This window comes from Halobacillus sp. A5, from assembly GCF_024189315.1.
Lineage (GTDB): Bacteria > Bacillota > Bacilli > Bacillales > Halobacillaceae > Halobacillus_A.
The window spans coordinates 136,481-156,810 of record NZ_JAIZEO010000001.1 but is presented as its reverse complement, the minus strand read 5'-3'; the positions used below and the strand labels follow the sequence as shown (position 1 = coordinate 156,810).

The window sequence follows — 20,330 nt, the reverse complement described above, 5'->3', positions numbered from 1 at the left end:
ACCGTACCCGCTCAAAAACGAAGTATGCAGACGAGATACGTCTGCTTAAATACAGAAAGACCCGGTCAATTTTTGAATGAATTGGCCGGGTCTTTCTTGGATTAATGGTTTGTCACAACCTCTTAGTTTAATTAAATGTTATTTCTTTCACTTTCTTATCATCAAGTCCTTTAATAACTTCAACAATAAGACGCACAGCATTTTCAAAATCATCACGGTGAAGCATTGCTGCGTGAGAGTGAATATAACGAGTAGCAACTGTTATAGAAAGTGCAGGTACCCCGTTGTGGCTTAAATGAATTGCACCTGAATCGGTTCCTCCGCCTGCTAGAGAGTCAAATTGATAAGGGATTTCTTTTGCATCTGCCGTATCGGTAACGAAATCCCGAAGCCCTTTATGAGAAACCATCGAGGCATCATATAAAATAATCTGCGGCCCCTCGCCCATTTTACTTGACGCATCCCGGTCCGAAACACCAGGTGTATCTCCCGCAATTCCAACATCCACTCCGAATGCAATATCAGGGTTTATAAGGTTGGCTGATGTACGGGCTCCTCGTAAACCGACTTCTTCCTGGACCGTCCCCACACCATAAACGATATTAGGATGCTTTTCACCCTTTAACTGCTTTAGAACTTCAATTGCAATGGCACAACCGATCCGATTATCCCATGCTTTAGCCAGCAGCATTTTTTCATTCTTCATTTGGGTGAATTCGAAATACGGAACAATTGAATCACCAGGCATAACACCGAACTCTTTAGCTTCCTCGCGGCTCGAGGCTCCGATATCGATAAACATATCTTTAATTTCTACAGGTTTTTTACGTTGATCGGCAGGCAGGATATGAGGGGGTTTAGAACCTATAATTCCTGTCAAATCTCCATTGCGTGTCATAATGGTTACTCGCTGGGCCAGCATTACCTGGCTCCACCAGCCGCCCACCGGTTGAAAATATATGTACCCATGGTCATCAATACGAGTAACCATAAACCCTACTTCATCCAAGTGACCTGCAACCATTACACGTGGTCCTTTTTTATTGCCTGTCTTTTTTGCCACAAGGCTTCCAAGATTGTCAGTGTATACTTCATCTGCAAAAGGTGAAATGTAACGTGCCATGACTTCTCTTGCTTCACGTTCATTTCCAGGGATACCTTTAGCATCTGTGAGCTCTTTCAGCATTTGAAGTGTTTCATCGTTCTTTGCCATATGAATTATTGCCTCCTTTTTCATCTCTGCTCTTTATTATATAACTTTCATAGAAAATAAACAAAAATTATCCAGTTGCTTTAATAGCCTTGGTTTTGCCGTTGAAAATTGATTTGATTTTTGTATTCATAAGCTTTCTTCAGCTCTGATTCTGCTATACCGAGGGACTGTCCGAGAATTAAATACGCTTCAAACATCTGCTCATAAGAAGACTTATTCCGTTCATGTTTAAATTGCTCAATAGATGTAAATACATTCAAAAAGGCATCGGTTTTATTCGAAATATCTGTAAGAAACCCGGACTCATAGCGAAAATCCAAGTCAAGACCTAAAGATAAAATAAAGTGTAGTCCATCTACGTATTCTTCGAGCACAACTTTCTTATCACTGGATGGCTTGGTGCTCCAAAATTTGAAACATCGAGTTTCATTAGCCAGTTCTCCCACTTCAACATACAATGCTAAAATTTTATCATCGATAACTTCAGCCTCTTCCAGGCTTTGAGTTTTTATAATGTGTTCGTCTAACTGTGCCTGCCAGTTATAGTAAGTAGTCCAATCCATATCCTAAACACTCCTTCATAGGGTTCTGTTCAACTTTGATACTGCTGCTTAAGAAAAAATAGAATTTCACTAAACCTTCACTTATAAATGTATCATTTTTTGAAACTAAAAAGCATCCGGGAACGTAGAAGAAGTAATATCGATTAAATAGGGAGACGATCTTCATGATAATGGTTATCTTATTTCGAATCCTCCTGGTGATCGCTGCTGCCGTCATCGTATATACTGTATTTAAATTTTATACAGATCCTCACAGGAAATTAGAGCAGGCTCAACATAATAAAGAATTCTACTTCCATGATGATCCTGAGAACACGAAGCATAATTTTATTATGACGTACAGAGGTATACTATTCGAAGGGGAAAAGTATTTAGGAGCTACAGAAAATGCTTTTGAGGTTCTTACTATTTATGTATCAGCGAAAGAACCTGCAAAATTAAAAGGGCTTGAGAGAGAAGACTTATACTTTCTGGAGGAACAAATTCTTATACATTACCCATACTCAAAAATTGAATGGAAGTATCCCATCAACCGGTTAAATATAAAGCCATTATCCGAATAAGACACAGAAGACCGCTAACAGCGGCCTTCACTGGGTTGGAAGAATTCTTTCCAAACGAATACTTCCGATCTTTTTCTTATCATGTAACAACATAAGAGCAGAATACTAATAAAAGCAATAAGCAGAGGAACAGAAAAAACTTTGATCCACTGTCCCATAGTCGTGTAAACAACTGCCAAAGGGATGTTTGCCAGGAACGAGGACTTAGCATAATCTTTAAAGTCTACACTACTTTCTATTAAATAGTATGACAGTAAATGAAAATGGATAAATGGAATAAGACGGAGAATGGCAACCTGCTTAACCGTAAGCTTTGTTTTACGCGTACTCCTGTGCCCATACATGGTCCGCAGCTTTTTAAACCCTGATGGCACAAGACGGATCATCCGGTAAAACAGCAGACTGGACAGCAGCGTACCAATTACGGAATAAGCAGTGCCTGCAACTGGTCCAAACAATACACCTCCAGTAATACAAACAAGCATTACCGGCAAAAAGAAAAACGGACGGAGCAAATGAACCATTATAAACAAAAGGGGTGCCCAGATTCCTTGATGTTCAATCCAGCCAAGCAGTGCAGAAGAAGCTTCACTCATGAAGTTTGCACCTCCTACCTACAGCCTATGACTATTTTATTTCTTTAGAACAATAGAACCCATAGAATAAATCCCGCCTGAACGAACACTAGTAAGGGCATGCCAACTTTAAACGAAGTATGCTTTGTTTTATGTCTGAAGATCTCCATACCGGCAAATCCCCCCAGAGCTCCTCCTGCACAAGCCAGCATCCATATTGTTTTTTCACTAATTCTGCGGTTCCTTTTTACCGCCTGGCTTTTGTCATAGCCCATAACGATAAATAAACTCACATTTAGAATACCTAAATAACTAAAAATCACTAAAGTTAATTCCATCTCACTAACTCCATTTCAATATAAAAAAAGCCATTCCCTACCGAACGGAAATGACTTTTTGTTTACTTATTTAAGAGCAGATTTAGCTTGTTCTGCAAGACTTGAGAAGCCTTTTTCATCATTGACAGCAAGGTCTGCGAGCATCTTGCGGTTCACTTCGATTCCGGCAAGCTTAAGTCCGTGCATAAGACGGCTGTAAGAAATATCATTCATACGTGCCGCAGCGTTTATACGTGCAATCCAAAGCTTACGGAAGTCACGTTTTTTCTGACGACGGTCACGGTACGCGTACTGACCTGATTTCATTACTTGCTGTTTTGCTGTTTTAAATAGAGCGTGCTTTGAACCATAATAACCTTTTGCTAGTTTAAGGACACGATTACGACGTTTGCGTGTCACTGTTCCACCTTTTACTCGTGGCATGGGAATTCCCTCCTATATAATTCTAATTTGTAATATTATTTCTTCGGAAGCATGTGCTTAATGCGACGGAAATCTCCGGCAGATACGAACGTAGCTTTACGCAGTTTACGCTTTTGCTTCGTAGATTTATTCGCAAACAAGTGGCTTGTGAACGCGTGAGAACGTTTCACCTTTCCGTTACCTGTTTTCTTAAAACGTTTTTGAGAACCTTTGTGGGTTTTCATTTTAGGCATTACAATTTCCTCCTTCAGCTGGTATTGCTTACTTCTCGTTAATCGGAGCAAGCATCATAAACATATTACGACCTTCCATTTTAGGTTTGGTCTCCATTGTAGCAACATCTTTGCACTCTTCAGCCAGACGATCAAGAACTTTTTGGCCCAGTTCTTTGTGTGTAATGGCACGGCCGCGGAAACGTACAGAAGCTTTCACCTTATCGCCTTTGCTTAGGAACTTGCGGGCATTACGAAGCTTCGTATTGAAGTCATGCTCTTCAATCCCCGGGCTGAGTCGAACTTCTTTAATCTTAATCGTTGTTTGGTTTTTACGAGCCTCTTTTTCTTTCTTCTGCTGCTCATAACGGTATTTTCCGTAGTCCATAATGCGGCAGACCGGAGGCTTCGCATTAGGCGCAACCATAACGAGGTCAAGATTTGCATTCGCAGCAATATCGAGTGCTTCATTTTTTGATTTAACACCTAGCTGTTCGCCGTTTACATCAATGAGGCGTACTTCACGTGCACGAATTTTCTCATTAACATTCATGTTATCTTTGCTAATAACTAGACACCTCCAACATATTTTAGAAACCTTATATAAGATCCGTCATCGACAAGTAGTTTGATCCCATAAAAAAAGTGCAGGTACACATACTGCACCCACACGTCTCCTATCAAGTAAAAGGATTAGTAACCTGCCAACTGCTCTAAAGCGTCGATCAGGTGAGAAGCGGGTGCTTCTTCTTGTCTCAGATCCGTTCATTCAGTTACCTAAACTATAATAGCATGCTCACTGGCTCGTGTCAATCCTTGCTACAATGTATGGCATGCTGCCCTTATAGATAGTAAAACATCTTTATTAAAAAATCAATACAATATAAAGAAAAGACCGTGAACACGGCCTATTCTTTTACTTGTTTAATAATTTCTGATCGATTTCATTACGAATTTCTTCTATAAACGTATCTATAGATTTTGATTCAGAGTTTTGCTGACTATAGCGTCTGACGTTTACGCCATTGTCCTCCATTTCGCGATCTCCTACTACTAAAGCAAAAGGTATCTTCTGGGTTTGAGTTTCTCGTATTTTATAACCGATTTTCTCATCGCGCTCATCAACCTCAACTCTTACCCCTGCCTCGCGCAGCTGATCTTCAAGCTTCTTGGCATAATCAAGATGAACATCTGCCGAAACCGGAATGATGCGTGCCTGGACCGGAGCCAGCCATGTAGGGAAAGCACCTTTATATTCTTCAATTAAGAAAGCAACAAATCTTTCCATAGTAGAAACTACGCCTCGGTGAATCACTACAGGGCGGTGGTCTTTACCGTCTTCCCCTACGTAAGTTAAATCGAATTTCTCAGGTAAGTGGAAATCTAACTGAACAGTAGACAATGTTTCATCTTTGCCTAGAGCCGTTTTCACCTGCACATCGAGTTTAGGACCATAGAAGGCTGCCTCGCCTTCTGCTTCTTCGTATTCAAGCTGCATATCTTCCATTGTTTCTTTTAACATGGCCTGTGCTTTGTCCCACATCTCATCGTTATCCACATACTTTTCTTTATCTTCGGGATCGCGGTAAGACAGGCGGAAGTAATAATCATCGATTCCAAAATCACGGTAGACTTCCTGAACTAAACGGACGACTCTTTTAAATTCATCTTTTAACTGATCTGGACGCGCAAAAATATGAGCATCATTTAACGTCATAGCGCGCACCCGCTGAAGGCCGGCCAGGGCACCAGACATTTCGTGACGGTGCATCGTCCCAAGCTCAGCAATTCGCACAGGCAGATTACGGTAGCTGTAGAATTCATTTTTATAAACCATCATATGGTGAGGACAGTTCATTGGTCGAAGCACTAAATCTTCATTATCCATTTCAAGCGTAGGGAACATATCATCTTTATAATGGTCCCAGTGTCCACTTGTTTTATAAAGATCTACACTTCCAAGTACAGGAGTATAAACATGATCATAGCCCAGTCGTTCTTCTGTATCAACAATATATCGTTCAATATTACGCCGTATTGTCGCCCCCTTTGGAAGCCATAAAGGAAGACCTTGTCCAACTTTTTGGTTTACGGTAAAGAGTCCCAGTTCTTTTCCCAGCTTACGGTGATCTCTTTCTTTTGCTTCTTCCAGCATTTTCAAATATTCATCCAAATGGGCCTGCTTCTCAAAGGCTGTACCATAAATGCGCTGCAGCATTTTATTATTACTGTCTCCACGCCAGTAAGCTCCAGAGATGTTTAGTAGTTTGAAAATTTTAATTTTACTCGTTTGAGGTACGTGCACGCCCCGGCATAAGTCGAAGAATTCACCCTGCTCATAAATCGTTAACGTCTCCCCCACGGGAATATCTTCAATGAGCTCAAGCTTTAGCTCATCTCCAATTTCTTTATACTTTTCAATAGCTTCTTCCCTGGAAAGCTCGACTCGCTCTATTTCTAGGTTCTCATCGACAATGCGCTGCATCTCTTTCTCAATCTTCGGGAGATCTTCAGGTGTTAGTGAAACGTCTAAGTCTAAGTCATAATAAAAGCCATTTTCGATTACAGGACCTACACCTAAATTTACTTCTCCATACAGTCTTTTAATAGCCTGAGCCATAAGGTGGGCTGTTGAATGACGCAGCACCTCCAACCCTTCAGGATTTTTATAAGTTAAAATTTCGATAGCGCCATCTGCTTGAATCGGCCTTCTTAAATCGAAGGGTTCCCCGTCTAATTTAATAGCTAACGCCTGTTTACGCAGACCAGGGGAAATAGAGTGAGCAATTTCTTCTCCAGTTGTACCCTTATCAAACTCTTTTTTATTCCCATCAGGAAATTGTATGTGAACTTTTTCTGACATTACCTTACACTCCTTTTATATTAATAATAGCAATAGTAAACCATGTTGTTGATTTTACGTTAATAAGTTATTCAATAATATGACAGTTGATCAAAAGACTAGATTCCGAAGCGATTCATAGTTCCGTCATTGAAATGAGGGGGCTGTTTTCCCTGCCGTTCCCAATCTCTCCCTCAAAACGGACCTTTAACTCGAATTCAAGTCTTCAGATATCGAGGCTTAGATGAAATATCCACATTGACAATTACCATCGCCTTAATAAAAATAAAAACGCCCGTCGCTTAGTACAATTAAAGTACTAAGGGACGAGCGTATTTCTCGTGGTTCCACCCAAATATTCCCGCAGTTTCATCCTGCGGCTCATTGATCTTTAACGCAGATTAAACGCTGTTTATTACTAGTATCCGTTCATAAACAGGGCTCCGAGGCGGTAAACTAATAAAGCCGTCAGGAAGGAGCTTTCAGCCGATGACCCCTCTCTCTATACAAGCGCCACTTCATGTTCTTGTCCTCATCTAAGCTATCATAATATTGAATATGTACGTATTATAGCGGGATTCAATAAAGAAATCAAGCTTTGAGGAACGGAAAAAACGACAGGGGTTTCCAAACAGCTTTTTCTTCGAAGATATTCATTAATAATTCCAGCTTCGCCTCACCCTGCTCATCAGCATATATCATTAATTCTTCGGGTGAATATATGAGAGCAGGAAGAATACCTGGGTCTTCCGGTAAATTTTGAATCATCGGGTCAGGATGGGAATCCAAATAATTAATAAGTTCGGCTCTTCCGACAGGGTTACCCTCCGGGAAGTAATATTTAAGACCTTTGTCGTAGGTAACGTGCAGAAGGGGAACACCGCTCACTTTATTCTTTACACGCCTTCTCCAGGAATCAACCATCATTTGATGAGCTTCTTCCAGCTTATACTCATCAAGCAGCTTTCCTGTAAAATCAAGCAGTTCTGAATAAATATACTTCAAGCACGAAGCAGAAAGCTCATCGAAATCTGAATAAGACCGCTCAAAAACTTTCCTCTTCACAAAACGTTCCATTTCTTTTTCGATATTAGGAAGCTGTACTCCTTCTGGAGGGTCTTTTTTTATTTTGACCGATAAGCGGATAACACGGTCAATTTCGTCAGGATCATCGTAGTAGAAACGATGACGAAGTACCCCCTCCATCCAGGCATTTAATTTTCGTTTGTTAAGGATTTCAATGATTGCCTGTCCCATTTCCGAAAGTAAGCTTCTCCCATTTTCCTGTACAACGACATACCATTTGTTTTTATCTTCTTTAATGTCTCCCTTTAAATCATGCCTTGCACAATCGAAAAAGATCTGATAAAAAATAAACGCATCCTTGCGATTAGAAAAATACACACAAGCCAACATCACTTCCTCCTCACCACAACGTGTAAAGCTTTATCCTCGTCCCATTTCCATGGTTTAAAGCAGTTTGTACTTTATACATATGTGAAGCGTGAGAAAAACATGCTAATAGCTCGCGTTAACCCCTTCGATTTCTTCCATCTACTTTCACAAAATCACTTAACTGTCGAATACGCTCTGTAATTCTCTGAGCTTTGACTTGCTCTACATCTCCCCGGCTGCTCGTTGTAAATATCTTCTCAAGCTCATTTAGGTTATAGTTAGATGTGAAAAACACAGGGAGTCTCTCCATCATACGGTATTGTAATATAGAACCCAGCACCTCATCCCTAAACCATGCCGACTGAGATTCTGCACCTATATCATCCAACATTAATACAGGGGTTGACTTAAAGGCTTCAACCTTGCTGTTCATTGAATCATCTTTAATGGATGCTTTCATTTCTCTAACAAATTCAGGCATGTATATTAACATTGAAGAAATGTTTTTTTCACTTAATTTGTTGGCTATGACACCTAAAAAGTAAGTCTTACCTACTCCAAACGGACCATGAAAATACAACCCTTTACTCGGCAGCTCGTCTTTAATTCCCTCTAAATATTGGACTGTTTTCTCCACAGCCTCTGTCCGATTAGGATCGTTTAAGTCCAGTCTCTCTGAACTCGCTTCTAGAATTTCACGCGGCATATGAAGGCTGTTAATTAACGATTCCTGCCTGCGTTTCTGTTCCCTTGCCCGTTCACGCTGACATTTATCGTAAATCAACTTCAACTCCGCCCCTTCTACAGTTGCTTCAGGCGTGTAGCCTCCCAGAATATTAATACACTCATCCCTCGAAGGACATTTTTCACAGTTTTTCGACTGTGACTGATACTCATAGAATTTAATTAACTGTCTGTCAACCACCTCTTCTGTCAAGGAAGGATGCCGGGCAATCAGCTTTTTGACGTCTTCATCTCGTAAGACATCACGTTTCATTTGGTTAAACCGCTGTTGAAACTGCTTGTGATCTTTCATCCATTTCTGCAGTGATTTTTGGATAGGCTCCATTTACGCGCCTCCTTTTACGATCCATGGCCTTTCTTAGAAAGTTTACGAATCCGCTCTTCTAAATCAGTAGTATCATAGGCAGCAGGGGTGGAATGCTCCTGTTCCTGCCTTTCTCTTTCGGCATCCTGCTTTTTAAACCACTCAGGAATAACTTCAGGCTTTTTATTTTGATATTTTCTTTTAGACTGACCGCCCCATTGCTGATACTGCTGATGTTCTGCCTTGGCTAAATTCATGGCTTGACGAACGGTAGTCACGTTCTTGCGGGCCCAATGACTTGCTATTTTCTCTAAATAAGCTTTGGAGAGCTTCATATCTGTTTTTAATAATACATAGTGAACGAGTACATTCATGACCCCTGGAGAAAGCCCCTGTTCAGTCATAACATCCCGAACAATTCTCATATCCTGGTTGGAAGCCTGGTTTCCATTTGATAGATCTTCAAGTAGTTCTCTTGGCGAGATCTGCTCTAATAGATCAACAAATTGATCTTCCTTACTTCCTGGGTCGCCCTGGGTTTTATTCACTTTTTCACGCTCATTTAAAACGTACTCATTATCCTTCGATTCATTCTTCATAAAATCGTGACAGGCTGACTTAAATTCTTCCAAATCAAGTTCATATTCATCATTTACCGCCCATGTTAACGCTCGTTCGATTTCGGTCGAACTTAGGTTATACAGGGCCGCAAGCTGTACAATCACTTTCTTGTTAACCCCGTTCAAAATCTTACCAGCAGGATACATTCTCTTTTTAAGTGCAGCTTCGAGCCACTTAAAATCGATTGAAGAGTCTGTGATCACAGGTCCTTTTTGTACAGTAGCTTCTTTATGATTTGGCTTGACATACCCTTTCACCTGCGGATTAAACATATGCTCGAAAGAAACAGTAATCTCTTCAAAACCTGCATATACTTCCGGCCAGCTTGTATCAAAGCGGCTTTGCAGCAAATTAAATTTATCCATACCTATCTGGTGCTGTAACAGCAAAGATAAAAACGTATCATTGAAAAACTCTTCTGCAGCTAAAGGTGGACGAAGTTCATATAAGTAAACCGTATCTTCATGATCATTCACGTAAGACTTAAGCAATCCAATCGATTCTAACTTTTTTCTAGCTTCGTAAATCTTGTCTAGTGGGCATGCCAGGTAGGACATAATGACATGGTGTGTTTGTAAATGTTCCTGTTTATTAGTTTCCCATTCACTTATAAGGAACTGATATAGTGATACAGCTAACACACCTATTACAGGTTGATACAAGTGAGTAAGAGCCCACTGCTCGTACTTAGGTGTAACTCCTCTTTTCAGTACTTTAAATCCGTCTATTGGTAAAAGCTTACCAATTGATGAGTCCATTCTTAAATCGTCCTCCTTTCTACAGAAAGCATAACAAAAGAAAATGAGCCGAACGGGCTCATCCTTTATCTTCATGTTTAATTAGGTCTTTTAGCTCGTCAATAAATACATTTATATCTTTAAACTGACGGTACACAGAAGCAAACCTGACGTAGGCCACTTCGTCAATCTCTGTAAGTCGTTCCATAATCATTTCTCCAATGTCTTTACTTTGAACTTCAGAGACGCCCCTGTTCCTCAATTCCTTTTCAATATCTTGAGTAACACCTTCTAATTCCTCTACAGCTACCGGACGTTTTTCGCATGCTCTAATAAGACCGCGCATGAGCTTCTCACGGCTGAATTCCTCCCGCGTTCCTTCTTTTTTCACTACGATTAACGGAACTTCTTCTACCCGTTCAAAAGTGGTATAGCGAAAGTCACAATTCTCACATTCTCTTCTTCTGCGAATTGCATGTCCGTCCTCAATAGGTCTTGAATCAAGAACTCTCGTGCTCTTGTAGTGGCAATTAGGACACTTCAAAAAAATCAACTCCACCTATTGTCATTTAAATCTTAAACTTACTTTTTAGGATCATATATAGGAAATTGACGATCTAATTTCGCATAGCATTCTACAATTAGATTACGGCTGAAGCCTAAATCAACTGGTCCTCCAGAATCCGTAGTAACGGAGAAATCGACAGCTGTTTGAAAAGGACGGACCATAATTATTGTAGCGACTACAAAAGCTTTTCGCTTCCCTTTATACTTTATTGTGATTTCGCCTCTCTCTTTTGAAACTGCTGCTTTCTCGGATGGAGGTGGAAACATTTCTTCAACGGCATGAAAAATTTCATCTCGTTTGGCTTTATAGTATCTCGTTTCAAGCGAAGAATCACGATGGTTTTCACTGGTTTCGGAATGATTACTGAAATATTTAGACAAAAATCCTTTCACGACATAACCCCTTACAAAAAATTCGACATGATCTCTTTATTATTTTAACACGTTTTAATAAAAAGAAAAGCAGCGCCTGTTTTTAAAAAACAAAGGCGCAAACGCCCTGGCAGACACGACACCCATAAGCAAAACGTCCGGGAAGGCGGCCTTTCCTTCCGCAGGTCGGGTTGCTTATGACGCGAGCGTCTGGACGCAGGAGATGGAAGTCACTCTTTTTTAAAAAGATACCCACAGTTTGGAATTTTATAATTTCCTAGACCAGAAACAAAAAAATCACACAGAAAACCTGTGTGATTTTTCTTAAAGAGCCCTGGATTGTTGAACTTCTACAGGTCCCATTCCTCTTGGAACTTCTACGGTTTCATTTCTGCCGGCTTCTAATGCTTCCACTATATATTGAGCAGCAACATTAGGGTCTATACGATCGCCGCACGTATATACATCGATGCTTGCATACCCATGTTCCGGGAAGCTGTGAATCGTTAAGTGGGATTCAGAAATAATAACAACCCCGCTTACTCCATGAGGAGCAAATTTATGAAAAGCTACTTCACGCACCTCTGCACCAGCTCTTAAAGCGGCGTCAACAAACACCTGTTCAATATAACTCATATCATTTAATTTATTTTCATTACAATTCCACAGTTCACTTATAACATGTCTTCCCATTGTATCCATTAATTAGGATCCCCCTTTTGTACATTGACTTTCGTTCCCTTCTAAATATACCTTCATGTACTACCACGGGGGAAAGTTAGTCCTGAGAGGTCCTAACCCTTTAAGTAGACGATGAAATTGACAGTATTCAGAAGTTCAAAGAAAGTATATACGGTTTATCCCTATTTTGCAAGAAACATTTTGTCCGTTTCTCTCGATTATAGGATACAATAAGCGGACTGTCATCAAGAAACCTTTGCCGGGGTCTCCTGTTTCATTAATTTTCCTACATGAATGGCAAGATCTACAACTCTGCAGGAGTAGCCCCATTCGTTATCATACCAGGCTAACACTTTAACTTTTCGATCTGCCATGACCTGAGTTGACAATCCATCTACAATGGCTGATGCAGGGGAAGTGGTATAATCAATGGATACCAATGGTTCCTCGTTATACTCTAAAATACCCCGCATTTCATTATTACTGTCGTATTGAAAAGCCGCATTGACTTCTTCTGCCGTCACATCTCTTTTTAGATCGACTACGAGGTCAACTAAAGAAACATTTGGAGTAGGGACACGCAGCGCCATTCCATTAAGCTTTCCAGCTAAAGATGGTATTACTTCACCAAGTGCTTTAGCTGCTCCTGTAGAAGTCGGAATAATGGACTGAGTACATCCTCTCGCCCTTCGCAGGTCTTTATGAGGGTTATCCAAATTCTTCTGATCGTTCGTGAACGAATGCACCGTTGTCATAAGGCCATTTTCAATACCAAAACGATCTTCAAGAACTTTCACCACTGGTGCAAGACAGTTTGTAGTGCAGGAAGCATTAGAAATTACATCATGGTTTTCAGGGTCATATGAGCTTTCATTAACCCCCATCACAATCGTGGCATCAACAGATTTACCCGGAGCTGTAATAATGACTTTTTTTGCACCTGATTGAATGTGCAGTGAAGCTTCTTCGTTTGTTTTAAATTTCCCGGTAGCTTCAATTACGATGTCTATATCAAGCTCATCCCAGGGAAGTTCCAGAGGATCACGCTCCGAGCAGAGTTCAACTTTACTTCCATTTATTAAAATCCCATTTTTAACAGGTTCAATTTCTCCATCAAATCTGCCATGGACACTATCATACTTCAACATATGCGCCATGGTTTCAGCTGGATAACTTGCATTAACGGCCACGAGCTCTATCGACTCATCTAAGACCGCTTTTCTGAAGACCATTCTCCCTATTCTCCCCAGACCGTTAATCGCAATTCTAGTTTTCTTCATAAGGCAAGCCCCCAATATGTGATATACTTTTAAAAGCTTTTTCAAAAATAGTATAACACATTGGAAGCGTTTTTGTAGTTGATTTTTTGAACATTTTTTAAAAAGGGCTTCGCTGCTTTACTTCAAACAAGTAATAAAAAATGAACCTAATTGAAGTGCTGTTCAATTAGGTTCATTTATAAGGTTCCACTCTGTTAAGATTTGTTTCAATTGAGTGAAAGTGTCTTCAATGGTTTGTGAATTATCAATGACTTTATCAGCTCTCCCGGCTTTCTCTTCGATAGAAATCTGCGATCGAATCCGTTCCTGTGCTTCTTCTCTAGTCGATCCGTCCCTCTTCATTAATCTTTCCAGCTGAGTGTCTTCATCCACATAGACTACAAGTGTACGATCAGCGAAATGAGTGAGGCGGCTCTCAAATAACAAGGGAATATCAAGAACAACAGCTTTTTCTCCTTGATCTAAATAATAATCCCGTTGTTTCAGCATTTGTTTACGAACTTCCGGATGAATAATCTCATTCAACTGGTTTCTCAACTCTTTATCTTTAAATACAATACTTCCCAAGCGCTTACGATCTAACGTACGGTCGGTATTCAATACCTTCACTCCAAAATGCTGCACAATCTTTTCGTAAGCTGGCTCACCTATTTCCACAACCTCACGAGAGATAACATCGGCGTCTACAACAGGAATATGAAATTCGTTGAACATTTTCGAAACCGTGCTTTTACCTGTAGCAATACTACCTGTCAGTCCAATGATCACTCCCATACTAATCCTCCTATACTAATTTAATAAGCCCTATGATTATAAGTAAGATACCTGGCAAATTGGACAAATGGTTAATCCTGCTTCGGAATCTCTCACCACTTTTTAACCCACCGTACAGCATGATGTATGTCATCATTGCAATCAAGCCAGCCGTATAGAGTGGCTTAATTCCAATAAATACACTGCTGAATCCCGCTCCGATTGTATCAAGAGAAAGCGCAAGTCCTAATAAGATTACTTCCTTACCCTGAATTCCTCCAGAGTCATCGATATCAGCGTTTTCAGGCGACTTTAAGACGCGGGCAGGCTGTGTCCAAATTGAATCTTCTTTAGAGTCTTCGTGATTTGAATGATTGGACCAAATGAAGAACACACCTAAACCGATAAAAGATAGAGCAGCCAGCCATTCAAATAAATTTGGATTAATGTAAGGCAGCAATAAATGACCTGCAGTTGCAGAGCATAAATAACATAAACCCGACAGCATCGCAATCCCGCAAATCCCTGTAAAAGACAGTCCAATTTTCTTTAAGCCAATCATGCACCCGATCCCGAAGCTGTCTACACTAACGGCTATCACAAATAATAATGTAAGAAATACAGTCCCCAATACTTTTCACCTCGACATTAATCAATATGAAATAGTATATGGGCGGATAACCTTAATGTGTTACTGCTGACATTGCGGACATATATGCGTACCTCTTCCGCTTACCTTCAACTTTAAAATAGGCGTACCGCACTCTACGCAGTCTATATTTTCTTTACCATAGACTTTAAGCTCTTGCTGGAACATTCCCATTTCCCCCTGCCCATTCAAATAAGTACGGATGGTAGTCCCGCCTTTCTTAACTGCTTCAAGTATGGTCTCCGTACTCGCTTCTTTCAATCTTGCAGCTTCCCCGTAGTTCAGCTCTTTGGCTGTACGCTCCGGATGAATTCGGGCTCTATATAACGCTTCATCAACATAAATATTGCCTAACCCTGCAACGACAGACTGATCAAGCAATACCGCTTTTATGTGACGGCTTGTTTTTTGAAGTTTATTATAAAAGTAATCTACAGTAAATAAAGGGTCAAATGGATCCGGTCCTAATAGGTTCAGAGGCTTTTCTTTCCACTCTTCTCCTTTTTGAAACAAATGCATAGTACCAAATTTACGTACATCATCATACCTTAATTCTGAACCGTCGGTGAATTGAAAAACAACATGAGTATGTTTCGGCTTGGGAAGTGAAGAATCATACAAGCCAAACTTCCCTTCCATTCTCAAATGCGACACCATGGATATATCAGAAAATTGAAATATTAAAAACTTTCCTTTCCTTTCTATATCGATGAGCCGCTGACCTTGAAGCCAGGCTTTAAAATCCATAGGCTCCAGCGGGCGCTTTATAATATTGTCCCAATAGATCGAAACATCTTTAATTTCTTTATTTAACACTAATTGCTTCAATGTTTGTCTAACAGTTTCTACTTCAGGCAGTTCCGGCATACTTCTTTCTCCTCACTTACTTTGCGTCATACCAGGTAGGTCCAAAGGAATAATCTACTTCGAGCGGCACATCTAAGTCCACTGTTTGTTCCATTACCTCCGGCACGATCTTCTTAAGTTGATCAAGCTCTTCTTCTGGAGCTTCTAATATTAATTCATCATGAACCTGCAGAAGCATACGTGCCTGCAGCTTCTCCTGCTTTAACCGTTCGTCTAAATCAATCATGGCTTTCTTAATAATATCAGCTGCACTGCCCTGGATAGGTGTGTTCATAGCAGTCCTCTCTGCAAAACTACGCTGGTTAAAATTACGGCTTGTTATTTCAGGAAGATATCTTCTCCGATTCATAAAGGTCTTCACATATCCCATTCTCTTTGCCTCTTTAATCGATTCGCTCATATATTCTTTTACCCCCGGATAGCTGGATAAATATTTCTCGATGAATACTTTTGCTTCTTTCCTGGAGATACCCAGGCTTTGGGATAATCCATAGTCGCTTATTCCATAAACAATACCAAAGTTTACCGCTTTAGCCTGCCTCCTCATTTGGGAGTTCACCTTTTCTGCAGGCACATCAAACACCTCACTGGCGGTCTGAGTATGAATGTCTTTACCTTCTTTAAATGCAGCTTTAAGTTTATCATCCTGGGCAATATGAGCGAGTACACGAAGTTCAATTTGAGAATAATCACTAGCAAACATTACCCAGTTCTCTTTGGAAGGTACAAAGGCCTGTCTTATTTTTCGTCCTTCCTCCAGTCGGATCGGGATGTTCTGCAGGTTTGGTTCTATAGAACTTAGTCTGCCAGTCTGGGTTAAAGCTTGGTTAAACCTCGTGTGAATTTTACTAGTATCCTTATTAACTACCTTTAACAAGCCTTCTATATAAGTCGACTTCAATTTGCCAAGCTGACGGAATAACAATATTTTCTCAACGATCTCGTGTTCATCTTGAAGCTGTTCCAATATATCTGCAGAGGTGGAGTACCCCGTTTTCGTTTTCTTAATAACAGGAAGTCCTAGTTTTTCAAATAAGATCGGACCAAGTTGTTTAGGTGAATTTAAATTAAACTCCTCCCCAGCCAAATCGAAGATCTCTTTTTTAATGTCAGTCAGCCTCAGGTCAAGATCGTCTCCCATTTTTTCTAATCGGCTTACGTCAACCTGTACACCGCAATGCTCCATTTCCCCAAGGATTAAGGCCAGAGGCATTTCCAGTTCTTTATATAATTCAAATTGTTCATTTTGTTTAAGTTGATCTTCCATTTGATCCTTCAGCTTATAGAGTACTTTCGCTTTTCTTGTTACATGATCCTGCATAACGGTTTGGTCTTCAGGTACCTTTAGTTTGGCCCCTTTCCCATACACTTCTTCATCGTATTGGACTGCTCGTTCGTTCATCCGATGACTAATAGCAGGGACATCATGATTGTTTTCTGATGGGTTAATTAAATATGACGCTAATAATAAGTCGAACGATACCCCCTGCAGCGCGATACCGTGCCTTCTTAGCGCCACGAGAGTACGTTTGGCGTCAAATACCCACTTTTTACTGGCTGGATCCTGAGCCCATTTAACAAATTCATTACAATGTTCTGCATCTTTGATAGTAATAAAATAGTTTCCACTATTATTCACAATTGATATACCAACGATTGGAGAAGAGTGGTAGTTTTCGTGAAGCATTTCTACAACTACAGCTTCTTCACCAGTCAGCGTGACACTGCCGAAATTAGAAACCACATTGACCTCAACTTCGTCCCATTCTTCAGGAGCCTCCTGCGTGGAAGAATCTTCATCAGCTACTCTATTAATTAATGATTGGAAGCCAAGATCTCTAAAAACAGAAGCCACTTTATGTTGGTCATAATCGTTAAATTTCAAATCCTCTAAATCTATCTCAATTGGAGCATCACGCTCAATTGTCACCAGTTCCTTACTCATAAAAGCATCTTGCTGGTGATTTTCAAGCTTTTCTTTAAGCTTTTTACCACTCACATCATTGATCTGTTCATAAACCGCCTCTAATTTATCAAATTGCTTTAACAATTTGACCGCCGTTTTTTCACCTACTCCCGGGACTCCGGGAATATTATCAGAGCTGTCCCCCATTAATGCTTTCAGATCGATAACCTGATCAGGTCTGATCTCCATTTTTTCCATTAGAAAGGCAGGATCATATGTATCTACATTCGTAATCCCTTTCTTGGTTAAGGTTACTTTCACTTTATCAGAAACAAGCTGTAATAAATCCTTGTCCCCTGAGATCACTTTCACATCGTAGTTCTTTTTTTGTCCCTTTTCAGCTAAGGTACCGATAATATCATCAGCTTCATATTGGTCAAGCTGATAGTGCTTTATCTTGAACGCATCCAGAAGCTCCTTTAAAACAGGAAACTGCTCAGAAAGTTCGGGTGGAGTTTTTTGACGACCTCCTTTATATTCTTCATATGTTTTATGACGAAATGTTGTTTTTCCTGCGTCAAATGCTACCAGCATATGATCAGGGTTATCCTCTTCCAATATTTTAAGTAACATTGTAGTAAATCCATAAACCGCATTTGTATAAACCCCTTTATCATTGTTTAATAAAGGAAGTGCAAAAAAGGCACGGTATGCGATACTGTTTCCATCTATTAGTACTAATTTTTCCGCCATTGTTTCAGCTCCTTAAGGAAGACATCATTACCTCTATTCTATCATGTTCCATAAGAAGAAGAAAAAAACCTGTATGCCATACCGTATTATTTGAAATTCAGCACTAAAAAAGAGCAGAAGCGAGGGAAGCTTCTGCTCATCAAAGAGAAAACACCTTGGATGAAAGGGTTTCTATTGTATAGTAGCAAAGGAACGTAAACTGACATTCATTATATTATTAAATATTTGTAAATTCTTTAAATAGTTTAACATGAAATGTTGTCCCTTCGCCTTCTTCACTCTCCACTTGAATAGAACCGTGATGAGCTTCAACTATGTGCTTTACAATCGCCAATCCCAGTCCTGTTCCACCGGAATTACGGCTACGGGCTTTATCAACGCGGTAAAACCGTTCAAATATCCGGGGCACCTCTTCTTTTGGTATCCCTACACCATTATCTTTAACACTAACTATTACATGATCATCGTATTCCTTAAAGTTCAAATGAACATTACCGTTTTCTCCCGTGTAATTGACTGCATTCGATAATAGGTTAATAAAGACTTGTTTTAAACGACTTGTATCCCCTTCTACGGTGGTATGACCTTCAATCTCTCCCTGAAGTGTTATATTTTTCTTTTTTGCCTGGTGCTTCACTATTGGCAGGAGGTCTCTTAAAAAGTTCTGCACATTGAAGTGTTCGAGAGTTAAGTGGAAATCTTCTCTCTCTACTTTAGACAGTTCAAGCAAGTCTTGAATAAGTGACTGTAAACGACCACTCTCTTTCAAAATAATTTCAAGGAATTGTTTTAGCATCTGTTCGTCCTTCATAGCCCCATCCAGCAATGTTTCTGAGAAGCCTCTTATCGATGTGATTGGGGTCTTAAGCTCGTGAGAAACGTTTGCGACGAAGTCTTTACGCATTTGCTCCAATTTTTTCATGTCGGTAATATCATGAAAGACGAGAACGATCCCCTTCCATTGCTTCTTATCACTGAATATAGGAGCCCCTGTGACTTCCAGATGCTTCCGGTTAATATCAACCGGAAGAATAAACGCTTCACTTACAGTTTCTTCAAACATATAAATATTTTGTACTGTCTCATGGATAGCTGTAAAAGGAATGGCATCGTGGTAAAGGTAGCCTACATAGTTTTTCTTACTGCCGCCAAAACTGTCAACAAACGCACGGTTCACCAGCTGAATGTATCCTTTTTCATCTATAAGAATAAGGCCGCTTCCCATATTGTTTATAACAGCTTCCAGTTGGTTTTCCTGCATCCCTTTCGAACTTGTCATTTTCTGCAGGTTTCTTGCCAGAATATTAATAGACCGGCTCAACTGACCCGCTTCACCAAAATGCCCTTCATAGGTTCTGGCCTTATAATTCCCTTTTGCTAACTCGTCTGCTACACCTGCTGCCGCTCTTATTGGGCGAATATAGTTCGAAAACACGTTATACCCTATAAAATAAATTGCGATTAAACCTATCAACAAAGTCATGCTGATAATCAGCCATATGTTTTTTGTGATATTAGACAATGAATCAACTGGCGAAATGAGGATCAACGTTCCAGTCGTATCACCTATTGTTTGAGGAAGTGGATAATAGAAAACATCATCAAGAAGCTTACCTTCTCTCATAGAATTCTCTGTGCTCTTAACGATATTAATGATTCTTTCTTTATCCGCTTCGGTTACTTCTTCATTAGCTTCTACGGTATCGATCAGTATTTCTTCCTCGTCAGATATGAAAACAAGACTTGTATTAATCTGCTCGCTAAATCGGCTCAAGGATTCGCTCGTAACTTGATCTCCTTCTAAAAAATCTTCCACATAAGTAATGAAATATTCGCTTTCAACAGAGATTCTTTCTTCAAAAATAGTTATAAAATAACTCCTGGTCAGTTGAGCTAGTAGTATACCGAGACTTACCATAACAATAATGACTAATACTGTGTAAGTTAGTAAAGGTCTGGTCTTTGACCTCAT

General features: G+C 40.0%; 21 protein-coding genes and 2 other annotated features. Of the genes, 1 reads left to right on the top strand and 20 read right to left on the bottom strand.

Annotated elements, in window-relative coordinates:
• Window positions 1–127: 127 nt before the first annotated feature.
• Window positions 128–1,213 (bottom strand): M42 family metallopeptidase, encoded by a 1,086-nt coding sequence (locus tag LF822_RS00815; RefSeq protein ID WP_253922070.1) that lies wholly within the window; start codon window positions 1,211–1,213, stop codon window positions 128–130.
• Between the two features lie 80 nt (window positions 1,214–1,293).
• The gene (locus LF822_RS00810) at window positions 1,294–1,776 is read right to left on the bottom strand and encodes a dUTP diphosphatase (protein WP_253922069.1); all 483 of its coding nucleotides are present in this window, start codon (window positions 1,774–1,776) and stop codon (window positions 1,294–1,296) included.
• Between the two features lie 164 nt (window positions 1,777–1,940).
• On the opposite strand from LF822_RS00810, the gene LF822_RS00805 reads away from it, so the two are divergent.
• Window positions 1,941–2,339 carry a sigma-w pathway protein ysdB gene (locus LF822_RS00805; RefSeq protein WP_256521316.1) on the top strand — a complete coding sequence of 133 codons (399 nt, stop codon included), beginning with the start codon at window positions 1,941–1,943 and terminating at the stop codon, window positions 2,337–2,339.
• A gap of 14 nt (window positions 2,340–2,353) precedes the next feature.
• Here LF822_RS00805 and LF822_RS00800 read toward each other — a convergent pair whose 3' ends face one another.
• The 18 genes from LF822_RS00800 to pnpS form a co-directional block, all read right to left on the bottom strand.
• Window positions 2,354–2,935, bottom strand: coding sequence for a TVP38/TMEM64 family protein (locus LF822_RS00800; RefSeq protein WP_253922068.1), 582 nt, complete (start codon window positions 2,933–2,935; stop codon window positions 2,354–2,356).
• 44 nt (window positions 2,936–2,979) lie between these two features.
• Window positions 2,980–3,252, bottom strand: coding sequence for a DUF1294 domain-containing protein (locus LF822_RS00795; protein ID WP_253922067.1), 273 nt, complete (start codon window positions 3,250–3,252; stop codon window positions 2,980–2,982).
• Between the two features lie 66 nt (window positions 3,253–3,318).
• Window positions 3,319–3,675 carry a 50S ribosomal protein L20 gene (gene rplT, locus LF822_RS00790; protein WP_253922066.1) on the bottom strand — a complete coding sequence of 119 codons (357 nt, stop codon included), beginning with the start codon at window positions 3,673–3,675 and terminating at the stop codon, window positions 3,319–3,321.
• A 35-nt stretch (window positions 3,676–3,710) separates the two neighbouring features.
• Window positions 3,711–3,908 carry a 50S ribosomal protein L35 gene (gene rpmI, locus LF822_RS00785; protein WP_101844577.1) on the bottom strand — a complete coding sequence of 66 codons (198 nt, stop codon included), beginning with the start codon at window positions 3,906–3,908 and terminating at the stop codon, window positions 3,711–3,713.
• Window positions 3,909–3,936: 28 nt separating this feature from the next.
• On the bottom strand, window positions 3,937–4,440 hold the full coding sequence (gene infC / locus LF822_RS00780; RefSeq protein WP_145997051.1) for a translation initiation factor IF-3: 504 nt from the start codon (window positions 4,438–4,440) through the stop codon (window positions 3,937–3,939).
• Between the two features lie 80 nt (window positions 4,441–4,520).
• Window positions 4,521–4,645, bottom strand: a sequence feature (ribosomal protein L20 leader region).
• Between the two features lie 158 nt (window positions 4,646–4,803).
• The gene (gene thrS, locus LF822_RS00775) at window positions 4,804–6,750 is read right to left on the bottom strand and encodes a threonine--tRNA ligase (RefSeq protein WP_253922065.1); all 1,947 of its coding nucleotides are present in this window, start codon (window positions 6,748–6,750) and stop codon (window positions 4,804–4,806) included.
• A gap of 298 nt (window positions 6,751–7,048) precedes the next feature.
• Window positions 7,049–7,277 (bottom strand) — a binding site (T-box leader).
• Window positions 7,278–7,320: 43 nt separating this feature from the next.
• On the bottom strand, window positions 7,321–8,145 hold the full coding sequence (ytxC, locus tag LF822_RS00770; RefSeq protein ID WP_253922064.1) for a putative sporulation protein YtxC: 825 nt from the start codon (window positions 8,143–8,145) through the stop codon (window positions 7,321–7,323).
• 115 nt (window positions 8,146–8,260) lie between these two features.
• Window positions 8,261–9,193: a primosomal protein DnaI gene (gene dnaI, locus LF822_RS00765; protein WP_253922063.1), complete on the bottom strand. Its 933-nt coding sequence runs from the start codon at window positions 9,191–9,193 to the stop codon at window positions 8,261–8,263.
• A 14-nt stretch (window positions 9,194–9,207) separates the two neighbouring features.
• Window positions 9,208–10,551, bottom strand: a complete 1,344-nt coding sequence (locus LF822_RS00760) for a replication initiation and membrane attachment family protein (RefSeq protein WP_253922062.1) — start codon at window positions 10,549–10,551, stop codon at window positions 9,208–9,210.
• 58 nt (window positions 10,552–10,609) lie between these two features.
• On the bottom strand, window positions 10,610–11,074 hold the full coding sequence (gene nrdR, locus LF822_RS00755) for a transcriptional regulator NrdR (RefSeq protein WP_253922061.1): 465 nt from the start codon (window positions 11,072–11,074) through the stop codon (window positions 10,610–10,612).
• A gap of 38 nt (window positions 11,075–11,112) precedes the next feature.
• Entirely contained in the window at window positions 11,113–11,490 is a 378-nt protein-coding gene (locus LF822_RS00750) for a cytosolic protein (protein ID WP_253922060.1), read from the bottom strand.
• 303 nt (window positions 11,491–11,793) lie between these two features.
• On the bottom strand, window positions 11,794–12,171 hold the full coding sequence (gene speD / locus LF822_RS00745) for an adenosylmethionine decarboxylase (RefSeq protein WP_253922059.1): 378 nt from the start codon (window positions 12,169–12,171) through the stop codon (window positions 11,794–11,796).
• A 224-nt stretch (window positions 12,172–12,395) separates the two neighbouring features.
• A complete protein-coding gene (locus tag LF822_RS00740) occupies window positions 12,396–13,430 on the bottom strand; it encodes a glyceraldehyde-3-phosphate dehydrogenase (protein WP_253922058.1) in 1,035 nt (344 codons plus the stop codon).
• Between the two features lie 162 nt (window positions 13,431–13,592).
• A complete protein-coding gene (gene coaE / locus LF822_RS00735) occupies window positions 13,593–14,204 on the bottom strand; it encodes a dephospho-CoA kinase (RefSeq protein WP_253922057.1) in 612 nt (203 codons plus the stop codon).
• Between the two features lie 10 nt (window positions 14,205–14,214).
• On the bottom strand, window positions 14,215–14,814 hold the full coding sequence (locus LF822_RS00730; RefSeq protein WP_253922056.1) for a manganese efflux pump: 600 nt from the start codon (window positions 14,812–14,814) through the stop codon (window positions 14,215–14,217).
• 60 nt (window positions 14,815–14,874) lie between these two features.
• Window positions 14,875–15,699, bottom strand: a complete 825-nt coding sequence (gene mutM, locus LF822_RS00725) for a DNA-formamidopyrimidine glycosylase (protein WP_253922055.1) — start codon at window positions 15,697–15,699, stop codon at window positions 14,875–14,877.
• A 16-nt stretch (window positions 15,700–15,715) separates the two neighbouring features.
• A complete protein-coding gene (polA, locus tag LF822_RS00720) occupies window positions 15,716–18,358 on the bottom strand; it encodes a DNA polymerase I (protein WP_253922054.1) in 2,643 nt (880 codons plus the stop codon).
• 217 nt (window positions 18,359–18,575) lie between these two features.
• Window positions 18,576–20,330, bottom strand: coding sequence for a two-component system histidine kinase PnpS (gene pnpS, locus LF822_RS00715; protein ID WP_253922053.1), 1,755 nt, complete (start codon window positions 20,328–20,330; stop codon window positions 18,576–18,578).

Excerpts from the sequence above, each read along its gene's own strand:
- LF822_RS00815 (WP_253922070.1), bottom strand. The coding sequence starts at position 1,213 with ATGGCAAAGAACGATGAAACACTTCAAATGCTGAAAGAGCTCACAGAT.
- LF822_RS00810 (WP_253922069.1), bottom strand. The coding sequence starts at position 1,776 with ATGGATTGGACTACTTACTATAACTGGCAGGCACAGTTAGACGAACAC.
- LF822_RS00805 (WP_256521316.1), top strand. The coding sequence starts at position 1,941 with ATGATAATGGTTATCTTATTTCGAATCCTCCTGGTGATCGCTGCTGCC.
- LF822_RS00800 (WP_253922068.1), bottom strand. The coding sequence starts at position 2,935 with ATGAGTGAAGCTTCTTCTGCACTGCTTGGCTGGATTGAACATCAAGGA.
- LF822_RS00795 (WP_253922067.1), bottom strand. The coding sequence starts at position 3,252 with ATGGAATTAACTTTAGTGATTTTTAGTTATTTAGGTATTCTAAATGTG.
- rplT (WP_253922066.1), bottom strand. The coding sequence starts at position 3,675 with ATGCCACGAGTAAAAGGTGGAACAGTGACACGCAAACGTCGTAATCGT.
- rpmI (WP_101844577.1), bottom strand. The coding sequence starts at position 3,908 with ATGCCTAAAATGAAAACCCACAAAGGTTCTCAAAAACGTTTTAAGAAA.
- infC (WP_145997051.1), bottom strand. The coding sequence starts at position 4,440 with ATGAATGTTAATGAGAAAATTCGTGCACGTGAAGTACGCCTCATTGAT.
- thrS (WP_253922065.1), bottom strand. The coding sequence starts at position 6,750 with ATGTCAGAAAAAGTTCACATACAATTTCCTGATGGGAATAAAAAAGAG.
- ytxC (WP_253922064.1), bottom strand. The coding sequence starts at position 8,145 with ATGTTGGCTTGTGTGTATTTTTCTAATCGCAAGGATGCGTTTATTTTT.
- dnaI (WP_253922063.1), bottom strand. The coding sequence starts at position 9,193 with ATGGAGCCTATCCAAAAATCACTGCAGAAATGGATGAAAGATCACAAG.
- LF822_RS00760 (WP_253922062.1), bottom strand. The coding sequence starts at position 10,551 with ATGGACTCATCAATTGGTAAGCTTTTACCAATAGACGGATTTAAAGTA.
- speD (WP_253922059.1), bottom strand. The coding sequence starts at position 12,171 with ATGGATACAATGGGAAGACATGTTATAAGTGAACTGTGGAATTGTAAT.
- LF822_RS00740 (WP_253922058.1), bottom strand. The coding sequence starts at position 13,430 with ATGAAGAAAACTAGAATTGCGATTAACGGTCTGGGGAGAATAGGGAGA.
- coaE (WP_253922057.1), bottom strand. The coding sequence starts at position 14,204 with ATGGGAGTGATCATTGGACTGACAGGTAGTATTGCTACAGGTAAAAGC.
- mutM (WP_253922055.1), bottom strand. The coding sequence starts at position 15,699 with ATGCCGGAACTGCCTGAAGTAGAAACTGTTAGACAAACATTGAAGCAA.
- polA (WP_253922054.1), bottom strand. The coding sequence starts at position 18,358 with ATGGCGGAAAAATTAGTACTAATAGATGGAAACAGTATCGCATACCGT.
- pnpS (WP_253922053.1), bottom strand. The coding sequence starts at position 20,330 with ATGAGGTCAAAGACCAGACCTTTACTAACTTACACAGTATTAGTCATT.